Consider the following 12,572-nt stretch of genomic DNA (forward strand, 5'->3'; position numbering starts at 1 on the left):
GAGATGCAGATCTACGACGACGCGCGTTTCGTCAGCCGGCTGACGCGGGAGACGCTCGCACTGGTGCTGGCCGGCGGCCAGGGCTCCCGGCTGTACGAGCTGACCACCTGGCGGGCGAAGCCGGCGCTGCACTTCGGCGGCAAGTACCGCATCATCGACTTCCCGCTGTCCAATTGCCTGAATTCCGGCATCCGCCGCATCGGCGTGCTGACCCAGTACAAGGCCCACTCCCTGATCAGCCACCTGGTGCAGGGCTGGTCTTGGATGAACGCCGGCGCGGCCAGTCAGGAGTTCGTGGAGATCCTGCCCGCCTCGCAGCGCGTGGGCGGCGAGTGGTACAAGGGGACGGCCGATGCCGTGTACCAGAATCTGGACATCATCCGCACCCATGAGCCCCGATACGTCCTGATCCTGGCGGGCGACCACATCTACAAGATGGACTACGGCAGCTTCCTCGCCGCCCATGCGGAGTTCGGTGCCGACATGACCATCTGCTGCCTGGAGGTGCCCATCGAGGAGGCGGCAGGGCAGTTCGGCGTGATGACGGTGGACGAGACCGGGCGCATCATCGGCTTCGACGAGAAGCCGGAGAAACCCAATCCCATCCCCGGCAAGCCGGGTCTGTGCCTCGCGTCGATGGGGAATTACGTCTTCAACACCAGTTTTCTCTACGAGCAGGTCATCAAGGATGCCGACACCGCATCCTCCGCCCACGATTTCGGTCGCAATATCATCCCGTCGGTGATCAGGGACTACCGGGTCTATGCCTACGCCTTCCGTGACGCGGAGACCGACGAGCAGGCCTACTGGCGGGACGTCGGGACCCTGCAGGCCTTCTGGGAGGCCAACATGGAGCTGGTCTCCGTCTCCCCGCAGCTCAATCTCTACGACCAGACCTGGCCCGTGCTGACGCACCAGGCCCAGTTGCCGCCGGCCAAGTCCGTGTTCGACGATGCCACCCGCCGCGGCGAGGCCATCAATTCCATGGTCTCCGGCGGCTGCATCATCTCCGGCGCCCACGTTGGCAACTCATTGCTGTTCTCCAAGGTCACCGTCAATTCCTACAGCAGCGTGACCGACTCGGTCGTACTGCCGGACGTCGAGATCGGCGAGAACTGTCGTATCCACCGCGCCATCATCGACCGCGGCGCGAAGATCCCCGACGGCACGATCGTCGGCGAGGATCCGGAAGCAGACCGCGCCCGCGGTTTCCGCGTGACGAAGACAGGCATCACCCTGGTCACGCCGGACATGCTGGGACAGTACCTGCACTTCACGCGCTAGCAGCAGACAGGATCTCCCGGCATCGGCACGAAGCACGTCATTTTTCTCGCGGCCGAGAACGGCGCCCTGCCGGGCGGCAAGGTCGGCGGCGTGGGCGACGTCGTCCGCGACCTGCCGGCAGCGCTCGCGAAGCTCGACTGGCAGGCGACCGTGCTGACCCCCTCGTACGGGGTCTTCTCGTCGCTGCCCGGAGCGCGACGCATCGGCTCGCTGGAGGTGGAGTTCGCGGGACGCAGCGAGACGGTGGAGGTCCACGAGGCCGCCCCGCCGGACGGCGGCGTACGCCAGCTGGTATTCGAGCATCCGCGCTTCAGCGCCGGCGGCGTCGGCAGAATCTATTCCGATCAGGAGGACGACGGCCCCTTCGCGACGGATGCGACCCGATTCGCCTTCCTGGGCGCCGCCGCGGCGCGATGGATCCGCGACCTCGAGACGGCGCCGGAGGTGCTGCATCTGCACGACTGGCATGCCGCCTTCTATTGTCTGTTCCGGAGTTTCGCACCGGATTACGAATCGCTCGCGGCCATCCGCACGGTCTTCACCATCCATAACCTCTCCTACCAGGGCACCCGGCCGCTGGACGGCCACGCCTCGTCGCTCGCCGCCTGGTTTCCCGAACTGGACGTCGACCCGGCACTCGTCGGCGACCCGCACAGCCCCGACTGCATCAACCCGATGGCGCTCGCCATCCGCACCTGCGACCGCGTGAGCACCGTGTCGCCCACCTATGCGCGCGAGATCCTCGAGCCGAGCGACCCGGCACGCGGCTTCATCGGCGGCGAGGGCCTGGAGCGCCCGCTGGGTAACGCCGCCCGGGCAGGACGACTGGTCGGTATCCTGAACGGCTGCGACTACAGCGGCGCGCCGGGACGTCGTCCCGACTGGCAGGACCTGACCGGCCTGGCGGCCTGGCAGGTGAACGTCTGGCGCGACGACACACCGGAGGACCCGGCTCATCGCGCCGCGCGCGATCGACTGCTGGCGCTGCCGAAGCACAGGCCCGAGCACGTCCTCGTCAGCATCGGCCGGCTCGTCAGACAGAAGGTCAGTCTCTTCCTCGAAGAACTCGAGGACGGCCGGACGGCACTGGAACACGTCCTGGATACGCTCGGGTCCCGCGGCATGCTCATCATGCTCGGCAGCGGCGAAGCGACTTACGAACGGCGCGTGACCGCGATCGCACAACGCCGCGAGCAGCTGCTATTTCTGCGCGGTTACTCGGACATGCTCTCGGAGGCGCTGTATCTCGGCGGCGACCTCTTCCTGATGCCCTCGAGTTTCGAGCCCTGCGGGATCAGCCAGATGCTGGCCATGCGGGCCGCGCAACCGGTGGTGGCGCATGCGACGGGTGGCCTCTGCGATACCATCGAGGACGACCGCACCGGCTTCCTCTTCTCCGGCACGACGTCCCGCGCCCAGGCGGCCGCTTTCGTCGCCAGGGTCGAACAGGCGCTCGCGCTGAAATCGGGCGACACAACGGAATGGGAGAACCTGCGCATTCGCGCGGCGTCGAAGAAATTCGACTGGGCAAGCTCCGCACGTGACACCATCGCCAGGCTCTATGAACCGCAGGACTGAAACAGACCGGCTCCAGGCCGCCATGGCGGCGGTGGCCGACGGACGCTACCACGACCCGTTCTCGTTACTCGGGGTGCACCGGGTCGGGAACCTGCGCGTCGTCAGGACGCTTCAGCCCCAGGCCCGGGAGGTCGAGCTGGTCGACGGCGAGGGCGCCCATCTCGCGACGATGGAACGCGTCCACCCGTCCGGGCTCTTCACCGCGCCGCTGCCGGCCCGCAAGCGCCGCTACCGGCTGCGGATCACGACCCAGGAGAAGGAGACCTACGAGATCGAGGATCCGTATCGGTTTCCGACGACCCTGGGGGAGATGGACCTGTATCTGCTCGGCGAAGGTTCCGACCGGAAGATCTACGAGAAACTCGGCGCGCAGCTCCGCGAGATCGACGGCGTCGCCGGCACGCGCTTCGCCGTCTGGGCGCCGAATGCCTCCCGCGTGAGCGTGGTCGGCGACTTCAACGGCTGGGACGGCCGCCGGCACATGATGCGGCTGCATCCCGCCAACGGCATCTGGGAGGTGTTCGTGCCCGGCGTCGGCCAGGGGGCACGCTACAAGTACGAACTGCTCGACCGGGACGGCCGCCTGCTACCCCTCAAGACGGACCCCTTCGCCCGCTATCACGAGCCGCCGCCGGGGAACGCCGGCATCGTGTACCGGAGCGGCTACGACTGGCAGGACGACGACTGGATGGGCGCCCGCTCGATGACGCCCGATCTCGCGCAGCCGCTCGCCATCTACGAGGTGCACCTCGGCTCCTGGCGCCGCCGGGCCGACGACGGCTATCTCGGCTACCGGGAACTCGCCGACGAGCTGATCGACTACGTCACCGAGATGGGCTTTACCCATATCGAGTTCCTGCCGGTCACCGAACACCCCTTCGACGGCTCCTGGGGCTACCAGCCCATCGGCCTGTACGCGCCTACCCAGCGCTTCGGCGAACCCGACGACTTCCGCTACCTGGTGGACCGCTGCCACGCCGCCGGCATCGGCGTCATCGTCGACTGGGTGCCCGCGCATTTCCCGAAGGACGAGCACGGACTGCGCCGCTTCGACGGCACGGCGCTGTACGAGCACGAGGATCCCCGCAAGGGCGAGCACGCCGACTGGGGGACGCTGATCTTCAACTTCGGCCGGCGCGAAGTCGTGAACTACCTGATCGGCAGCGCGCTGTACTGGATCGACGAATTCCACATCGACGGTATCCGGGTGGATGCGGTCGCCTCCATGCTCTATCTCGATTACTCCCGCGAGCACGGCGAGTGGGTGCCGAACGAACTCGGCGGCAACGAGAACCTGGAGGCCGTAGACTTCCTGCGCCGGTTCAACACGGAGATCCACGCGCACGGCGCCGTGTCCTTCGCGGAGGAGTCCACGGCCTGGCCCGGCGTCTCCCGGCCCGTCGAGGCCGGCGGCCTCGGCTTCACCTACAAGTGGAACATGGGCTGGATGAACGACACCCTGGTCTACATGTCCGAAGACCCGGTGCATCGGCGCCACCACCACGACAAGATGACCTTCGGGCTGGTCTACGCCTTCAATGAGAATTTCGTGCTGCCGCTCTCCCACGACGAGGTGGTGCACGGCAAACGCTCCATCCTCGGCCGCATGCCGGGCGACGAGTGGCAGCGCTTCGCCAACCTGCGCGCCTACTACGCGACCATGTACGCACACCCGGGCAAGAAGCTGCTGTTCATGGGCAACGAGATCGCCCAGTACGCCGAGTGGAACCACGACCGCTCGCTTGACTGGCACCTCCTCGATTACCCGGTACACCAGGGTGTCCAGCGCCTGCTGCGCGACCTGAACGCGCTGTACCGTCGCACGCCCGCGCTGCACGAGATCGACTTCCAGCCGGCAGGCTTCGAGTGGATCGCCTGGGACGACCGGGACAACAGCATCTTCTCCTGGATCCGGCGCGACCGTTCGGGCGGCTTCGTGATCTGCGTCGCCAACATGACGCCGGTCGTGCGCCAGGACTGTCGTATAGGGGTGCCCGAACCCGGGCGCTACGAGGAACTCCTCAATACCGACGCCACGGGCTACGGCGGCTCGGGTTTGCATAATCCCCCGCGGGACGCCGAGGCCGTCGCCAGTCACGGCCGCGATCACAGCCTCTGCGTGACGCTACCGGCGCTGGCAACGCTTATACTCGGGCCTTCCACCCGGGATTCCTGACGGAGATTCATAATGTCTGCACGTTCCGACGAAACGGTCGGCATCGGCGACATCGAGCTGCTGCAGACGCCCGAGCTGCCGATGACCGCGGATGCGATCCTCCGGGATTTCACCCACTACTTCGGCCGCACGCTCGGCCGGCGCACCATCCGCACGCAGGCGCCGTATCTGTACCAGGCGGTGGTCTATGCCACACGCGACCGGCTGATGGAGCGCTGGGGCCGTACGCGCATGGCGATGGAACGCGATCATGTGCGCCGCTGCAGCTACCTCTCGCTGGAGTTCCTGATGGGGCGCCTGTTGCGCAACGCGCTGCTGAATCTCGGCATCGAAGAGGAGACCGCGGAGGCGTTGAACCGCATCGGCCTCGACCTGGAGGACGTGTACGAGCGCGAACTCGATGCGGGCCTCGGCAACGGCGGCCTGGGCCGACTGGCGGCGTGCTTCATGGACAGCTGCGCGACGCTGGAGCTGCCGGTGGTCGGATACGGCATCCGCTATCAGTACGGCATGTTCCACCAGCAGATCGAGAACGGCTTTCAGGTTGAGGAGCCGGACCCGTGGCTCCGGCAGGGCTTCCCGTGGGAGGTCGAGCGCTACGAATACGCCCAGCGGGTCCGCTTCGGCGGGCGCACCGAGAGCCACACCGATGCCGGCGGTCGCACGCGCTACCGCTGGGTGGACACCCACGACGTACTCGCCATCCCCTTCGACGTGCCGGTGCCCGGCTACCGCAACGACGTCGTCAACACGCTGCGGCTGTGGTCCGCCGCGGCCACCGACGAGTTCGACCTCGATGAGTTCAACGCCGGCAGCTACACCCGCGCCGTCGCTACCAAGAACGAGGCCGAGAACATCACGATGGTGCTCTACCCGAACGCCGAGTCGGAGAACGGCCAGGAACTCAGGCTGCGCCAGCAGTACCTGCTCGCCTCCGCGAGCCTGCAGGACATGCTGCGCTATCACACCTATCACCACGGCAACGACGTGAGCGAGTTCGCGGCCAGAAATTGCGTGCAGCTGAACGACACGCACCCCGCCATCGCCGTCGCCGAGCTCATGCGGATCCTGCTCGACGAGTTCGACCTCGACTGGGACGAGGCCTGGGCCATCACGCGCAGCACGATGGCCTATACCAACCATACGCTGCTGCCCGAGGCGCTCGAGATGTGGCCCGTGTCGATGTTCCGCCGGCTGCTGCCGCGGCTGCTCGACATCATCTACGAGATCAACGCCCGGTTCATCGGCGAGATCAGCCGGCGCTGGCCCGGCGACAACGAACGCATCGCCCGGATGTCGCTGATCCAGGAAGGCAGCGAGCCGATGCTACGCATGGCCTACCTCGCCATCGTCGGAAGTTTCTCGGTGAACGGCGTGGCAGAGCTGCATTCACGCCTACTGACCGACGGCCTGTTCCGCGACTTCGCCGAACTCTGGCCGTCACGCTTCAACAACAAGACCAACGGCGTCACCCAGCGCCGCTGGCTTGCGGCCTGCAACCCGGATCTGGCGGAGCTCATCAGCGCTCGCATCGGCTCCGGCTGGGTCACCGACCTCGGCCAGCTCGCGAAGCTCCGCGAGTTCGCCGACGATACCGGGTTCCAGGCGGAGTGGCGCCGGGTGAAGCTCGGCAACAAGCACCGCCTGGCCAACGACATCGCCGCGAAGACCGGGCTCACGCTGGGCACGGAGATGCTGTTCGACGTCCAGGTCAAGCGCATCCACGAGTACAAGCGCCAGCTCCTGAACGTGCTGCACGCCGTGCACCTCTACGACCGCATCCGCCGCGGCGATGCCGAGGACCTGGTCCCTCGGGCGATCATCATCGGCGGCAAGGCGGCGCCCGGCTACGTGATGGCGAAGAACATCATCAAGTGCATCAACAATGTAGCCCAGGTCATCAACAGCGACCCGGACGTGGCGGACCGCCTGCGGCTGGTGTTCTATCCGGACTACAACGTCTCGGCGATGGAGCTGATCTGCCCCGCGGCGGAGCTGTCGGAGCAGATCTCGACCGCGGGCAAGGAGGCCTCGGGCACCGGCAACATGAAGTTCATGATGAACGGCGCCATCACCATCGGCACGCTCGACGGCGCAAACGTCGAGATCCGCGAGGCAGTCGGGGAAGACAACTTCTTCCTGTTCGGCAACACCGTGGACGAGATCCGCGAGCTGCGGCAACACTACGACCCCCGCGCCGTGATCGACGCCGACGAGGATTTCCGGCGCGTCATGCATCTGTTCGACAGCGGGCACTTCAGCCGCTTCGAGCCGGGCGTGCTCGATCCGGTGATTGCCTCCATACGCGAGCCCGCCGATCCCTGGTTCACGGCGGCGGATTTCCGCAGCTTCGTCGACACCCAGACGGCAGCGGAAGCCGCCTACCGGGATACGGCCGGATGGACCCGCATGTCCATCCTCAATACCGCGAGCTCCGGGCGCTTCTCCACGGACCGGACCATGCGCGACTACAACGACGAGATCTGGAAGCTCGAACCGGTGCGGCTCGACCCGCAATGATCCGGCCACGGATCCGGCCGGGCAGTGCCGATACGCTCGGCGCAAGCGCGGATGCTGACGGTGTCAACTTCGCCCTGTTCAGTTCGGTGGCCGCCGCCGTCGAACTCTGCCTGCTCGATGGCCGCGGACAGACGACGGCCTCGTACCACCTGCCCGCGTGCGAGGGCGACGTCTGGCACGGCTACCTCCCGGGCGTACGGGCCGGCCAGCGCTACGCCTATCGGGTCCGCGGCGACTGGGAGCCGATGCAAGGCCTGCGCTGTAATCCGCACAAGCTGTTGCTGGATCCGTACGCCCGCGAAATCGCGGGCCGGCTCGAATGGCACACGTCGGTCTTCGATTACGTACCCGGGCAACCGGAGGAGATGAGCGTAGCGGACAGCGCCGGCCGGGTGCCGGTCGGCGTGGTGCGCGGCGGCATCGAACCGCCGGCCGCGGGTCCGGCCGTGCCCTGGGCGGAAACCATTTTCTACGAACTCAACGTCCGCGGTTACACGATGCGCCACCCGGCGCTGGACGAGACGGTGCGCGGCCGGTTCTGCGGGCTGCGCCATGCGGAGGTACTCGCCTACCTCAAGGCGCTCGGCGTCACCTCGATCGAGCTGATGCCCGTGCACGCCTTCGTCGACGAGTCGCATCTCGCGGAGCGCGGGCTCAGGAACTTCTGGGGCTACAACCCGGTCGCCTTCTTCGCACCGGAGCGCCGCTACGCCCGCCAGGACCCGGTCACCGAATTCCGGGACATGGTGGACGCCCTGCACGAGGCGGGCTTCGAAGTCATCCTCGACGTCGTCTACAACCACACCGGCGAAGGCGACGGACTGGGGCCGACGCTGGGCTTCCGCGGCATCGACAACCTGGCCTACTACAGCACCGAGCCGGACGATCCGTCCGCCTACATCAACGACACCGGCTGCGGCAACACGCTGAACGCCGACCACCCGGCGACCCGCCGGCTCGTGATCGACAGCCTCCGCTACTGGCACCGTACGATGGGCGTCGACGGCTTCCGCTTCGACCTCGCGCCGGTACTCGGGAGGCACGACCACGGCTTCTCGTCCGGCCACCCGCTGCTCACGGAGATCGGCGAGCATCCCGATCTGGCCGGCGCGAAACTCGTCGCGGAGCCCTGGGATCCCGGTCCGGGAGGCTACCAGCTGGGCGCCTTCCCACCGCGCTGGGCGGAATGGAACGACCAGTACCGCGACGCCGTCCGCCGATTCTGGCGAGGCGATCACGGCGCCAGCGCTGACCTGGCCCGGGGTCTCCGCGGCTCGGCCGAGATATTCGAGGCGTCGGGCCGTAAACCCATTGCCAGCGTCAACCTCGTGACCAGCCACGACGGGTTCACCCTGGCCGACGTCGTGGCCTACGACCGCCGCCACAACGAGGCCAACGGCGAGGACAATCGGGACGGCCACGCGCACAACTTCAGCCACAACCACGGCGTGGAGGGCCCGACGGACGACCCGGCCATCGTCACGGTACGGCGTCGCCAGCGCCTGAACCTGCTGGCCACCCTGCTATTCTCCCAGGGCACGCCACTGCTCCTCGCAGGCGACGAGTTCGGCAACTCCCAGCAGGGCAACAACAACGCCTATGCCCAGGACAACCCGACCGGCTGGCTCGACTGGTCCGGCCTGGACGAGGACCCCGCCTTCCACGCCGCCGTCCGGCAGCTGATCGGGCTGAGGAAGGCGAGCCCTCTCCTGCACCTGCCCGAGTACGTGCACGGCCATCTCGCCATCGACGGCCGCGACGTCCGCATCGAGTGGCAGCAGCCCTCAGGAAAGCCGATGACCAGTGACGACTGGCACCGCCTGCATGCCTTCTCCCTGTGGATCACGGAGGCGGGCGACGGAGCGGATATTGGCGCCGCGGCACTCCTGGTGAATGGCACGGACACCGCGAGCGACTTCGAGCTTGCGCTTCCCGGCGGAGTGCCCGACGGCATCGACATTGCCTTCTCGAGCGCCGCGGAATTGCCACGGAACGGTCACACGCTGAGACTGCCGCCGCGGAGTTCGGCCTGGCTGCAAACGCCGGCGACGAAACGGGAGACGACATGAGGGATGCTTTCCGGCCGCTGACGTTCGCCAGTGGCGCGCGCATGAAGAACCGCTTCGCGCTGGCCCCGCTGACCAACATGCAGAGCCACGAAGACGGGCGCCTGTCCGACGACGAGTACCGCTGGCTGACGCTGCGGGCCGCCGGCGGCTTCGGCCTCACCATGACCTGCGCCGCTCACGTTCAGGCGATAGGCAAGGGCTTCCCGGGCCAGCTCGGCTGCTTCTCCGACGACCACCTGGAAGGACTGTCCAGACTGGCGGACGGAATCCGGGCGCACGACAGCCTGGCGGTGGTGCAGCTGCATCATGCCGGCATGCGCTCCCCGGCGGAGCTCATCGGCACGCAGCCGGTGTGCCCGTCCGAAGACGAGGAGACCGGCGCACGGGCCCTGACCACGGCCGAGGTCGAACGGCTGGCGGAAGATTTCGTCGCCGCGGCCGAACGCGCCGAGAAGGCAGGTTTCGACGGAGTGGAACTCCACGGCGCGCACGGCTACATCCTGTGCCAGTTCCTCTCCCCCACCGTCAACCGCCGCACGGACCGTTACGGCGGCTCGCCGGAGAACCGGGCGCGCATCATCCTGGACATCATCCGCGGCATCCGCGACCGCTGCCGGCCGGATTTCCTGCTCGGTATCCGCCTCTCGCCCGAACGGTTCGACCTCCGACTCGCCGAAATACGGGCGCTGGCGGCGCGGCTGATGCGTGAAGGGCGAGTGGACTTCATCGACCTGTCGCTCTGGGACATCGCCAAGGAACCGGAGGAGGACGAGTTTCGCGGCCGCTCCCTGCTCTCGTACTTCACCGAATTCGAGCGCGGCGAGGTGCGGCTGGGGGCCGCCGGCAAACTGCGCACGCCTGCCGACGTCCGGGCCTGCCTCGATGCCGGCACGGACTTCGTGCTGCTCGGACGGGCCGCGATACTGCAGCACGACTTCCCGGAGCGCATGCGCGCCGATGCCGGTTTCGAACCGGTGCGCACGCCGGTCAGTGCCGATTACCTGCGCTCGGAGGGGCTCGGCGATGCATTCATCGCCTACATGTCGCGCTGGAAGGGCTTCGTCGGGTAACCTCTACCCCTATCCTGTTGCCGTGGCTTGCGGGGGAGGCAGCATGCGACGCCTGAGTCTGACCGATACCGGCTTCCTGATTGCGGAGAACCGGCAGGTGCCGATGCACGTTGCGGGACTGCACCTGTTCACACTGCCGGACGACGTGGACGAACACCGGTTCCTGCATTCCCTGGCGGAGAACCTCCGGGCGACGGGGGAATTGCAGCCGCCCTTCGGCGAGCGGCTGAAGTTCGGCCTGCTGGGTGCGTTCGGACCGGTCTACTGGGAGCCGGACGACGGCCTCGACATCGACTTTCACATCCGCCACTCGGCCCTGCCGGAACCCGGCCGTTACCGGGAACTGTTCGCGCTCGTCTCCCGCCTGCACAGCGTGCTGCTCGACAGGAACCGCCCGCTGTGGGAGATCCACCTGATCGAGGGCCTGCAGAACCGGCAGTTCGCCGCCTACTGGAAGTTCCACCATGCCGCCATCGACGGCGTCCGGGGCATCCACCTGACGCAGAGCATGTATTCCCCGGATCCGGATGCGCGGATGCCCTATTCGCCGCTCTCCGTGGAGGCCGCGGAAACCTACCAGAGGGGGCTGGGCGTCAGCCCGGCAGAGGCGGAGCCGCCGACGGCCCTCGAACTCCGCAACGTGGCGGAATTCCTGAAGGCCGGCCTGGGCAGCAGCGGCCACATCCTCGGTGCGCTCCGACGCATTGCGGGCGCCTGGGCCGACCCGAACAGTCCGCTGATGGTGCCCTGGCGCCGGGTGCCGCACTCGCCCATCAACACGAGAATCGGCGGTGCGCGCCGTTTCGTCGCCCAGTCCTGGCCCTTCGCCCGCATCCGGGCAGTCGGCAAGGCGCTGGACGGCACCTTCAACGATGCCGTGCTGGCCATGTGCTCCGGCGCGCTGCGGCGCTACCTCATGGCTGCACAGGATCTGCCCGGCGAGTCGCTGAAGGCCATGGTGCCGATATCGCTGCGCCGCCCGGACGACCTCGACTCCTCCAACGCCGTCGGCGCCATCAGCGCCGATCTGGCGACGAACGTGGCCGACCCCGTGCAACGGTTCGGCGCCATCCAGGCCTCGATGATCGCCGGCAAGCGGATGTTCCAGGAACTCTCGGCCACCGAGGCACAGATCGTCATGCAGATGCTGCAGATGCCGTTGCTGTTCCTCGACCGGCTCGGCCTCACGGCGAAGTTCCCGCCCTACAGCACGGTGATCTCCAACGTGCCGGGGCCCCGGCGGCAGCTGTACTGGAACGGCGCGAGGCTGGAGGGCATCTATCCCGCCTCCATCGTCCTCGACGGCTTCGCCCTGAATATCACGCTCGTCACCCTGGCGGACCATGTCGACTTCGGTATCACCGCCTGCCGCCGCACGCTGCCGCAGGTGCAGCGCTTCATCGACCATCTAGAGGACGCGCTGGTGGAGCTGGAAGAAGCCACCGGCCTGCGTCCGGAATCGCAGGCTACGGCGCCGCGGAGAAAACCGAGCACGAAGAAACGCAGTAAGAAGAAGCGCTCGACAGGAAAGAAGAAGAAGACCGCGGCGAAGAAATCCGGGACAACGGCAACGGCTGACAAGACCGATTAGCCCCACCGGCTCGTGCGCAGCCACGACGTTCCTCGGCGAGGTGACGCCAAATTGCGACACCTCTCCGCTTCCTGTTAATCGTTCCATATCAATACCTTGAGATCGGGCTCGTCGGCCACCCAGGTCCGGTTGCCGTCACGCTGGACACGAGCCGCAGCCGTCTCCTACAGTCCGCGCCATCGACCGGCTGCGGAACCAGAGGGGCTTTTCCGTCGCATGCCTTGCGCGGGCCACAGCAGCCGGCTCCCTTTTTCCCCGGGCCCGCGGCAGACAGCATCCGACGG

At 67.2% G+C, this 12,572-nt stretch carries 7 protein-coding genes; all 7 read left to right on the forward strand.

Annotation, left to right across the window (positions count from 1 at the left end; genetic code table 11):
- Positions 1-3 precede the first annotated feature (3 nt).
- From glgC to ACJMKZ_RS13400, 7 genes are read left to right on the forward strand one after another with little or no spacing between them, the layout of a single operon-like run.
- Positions 4-1,284, forward strand: a complete 1,281-nt coding sequence (gene glgC / locus ACJMKZ_RS13370) for a glucose-1-phosphate adenylyltransferase (RefSeq protein WP_405234168.1) — start codon at positions 4-6, stop codon at positions 1,282-1,284.
- A 39-nt stretch (positions 1,285-1,323) separates the two neighbouring features.
- Positions 1,324-2,862, forward strand: coding sequence for a glycogen synthase (locus ACJMKZ_RS13375; RefSeq protein WP_405234169.1), 1,539 nt, complete (start codon positions 1,324-1,326; stop codon positions 2,860-2,862).
- A complete protein-coding gene (glgB, locus tag ACJMKZ_RS13380) occupies positions 2,846-5,038 on the forward strand; it encodes a 1,4-alpha-glucan branching protein GlgB (protein WP_405233699.1) in 2,193 nt (730 codons plus the stop codon). Before ACJMKZ_RS13375 ends, glgB begins: the two co-directional genes overlap by 17 nt.
- 12 nt (positions 5,039-5,050) lie before the next feature.
- Complete coding sequence (locus ACJMKZ_RS13385) at positions 5,051-7,558, forward strand: glycogen/starch/alpha-glucan phosphorylase (protein WP_405233700.1); 2,508 nt, start codon at positions 5,051-5,053, stop codon at positions 7,556-7,558.
- Positions 7,555-9,627 carry a glycogen debranching protein GlgX gene (glgX, locus tag ACJMKZ_RS13390; RefSeq protein WP_405233701.1) on the forward strand — a complete coding sequence of 691 codons (2,073 nt, stop codon included), beginning with the start codon at positions 7,555-7,557 and terminating at the stop codon, positions 9,625-9,627. The genes ACJMKZ_RS13385 and glgX overlap by 4 nt, the downstream gene beginning before the upstream one ends.
- The gene (locus ACJMKZ_RS13395; RefSeq protein ID WP_405233702.1) at positions 9,624-10,697 is read left to right on the forward strand and encodes an NADH:flavin oxidoreductase; all 1,074 of its coding nucleotides are present in this window, start codon (positions 9,624-9,626) and stop codon (positions 10,695-10,697) included. Before glgX ends, ACJMKZ_RS13395 begins: the two co-directional genes overlap by 4 nt.
- Positions 10,698-10,740: 43 nt before the next feature.
- Positions 10,741-12,288 carry a WS/DGAT/MGAT family O-acyltransferase gene (locus ACJMKZ_RS13400; protein ID WP_405233703.1) on the forward strand — a complete coding sequence of 516 codons (1,548 nt, stop codon included), beginning with the start codon at positions 10,741-10,743 and terminating at the stop codon, positions 12,286-12,288.
- Positions 12,289-12,572: the final 284 nt, after the last annotated feature.

Origin of the sequence: Lentisalinibacter salinarum, assembly GCF_040706555.1 — a bacterium.
Lineage (GTDB): Bacteria > Pseudomonadota > Gammaproteobacteria > Steroidobacterales > Woeseiaceae > Lentisalinibacter > Lentisalinibacter salinarum.

What these genes read in the sequence shown, in the direction of transcription:
- glgX (WP_405233701.1), top strand. Translation starts at nt 7,555, where the DNA reads ATGATCCGGCCACGGATCCGGCCGGGCAGTGCCGATACGCTCGGCGCA.
- ACJMKZ_RS13400 (WP_405233703.1), top strand. Translation starts at nt 10,741, where the DNA reads ATGCGACGCCTGAGTCTGACCGATACCGGCTTCCTGATTGCGGAGAAC.
- glgB (WP_405233699.1), top strand. Translation starts at nt 2,846, where the DNA reads ATGAACCGCAGGACTGAAACAGACCGGCTCCAGGCCGCCATGGCGGCG.
- ACJMKZ_RS13395 (WP_405233702.1), top strand. Translation starts at nt 9,624, where the DNA reads ATGAGGGATGCTTTCCGGCCGCTGACGTTCGCCAGTGGCGCGCGCATG.
- ACJMKZ_RS13385 (WP_405233700.1), top strand. Translation starts at nt 5,051, where the DNA reads ATGTCTGCACGTTCCGACGAAACGGTCGGCATCGGCGACATCGAGCTG.
- glgC (WP_405234168.1), top strand. Translation starts at nt 4, where the DNA reads ATGCAGATCTACGACGACGCGCGTTTCGTCAGCCGGCTGACGCGGGAG.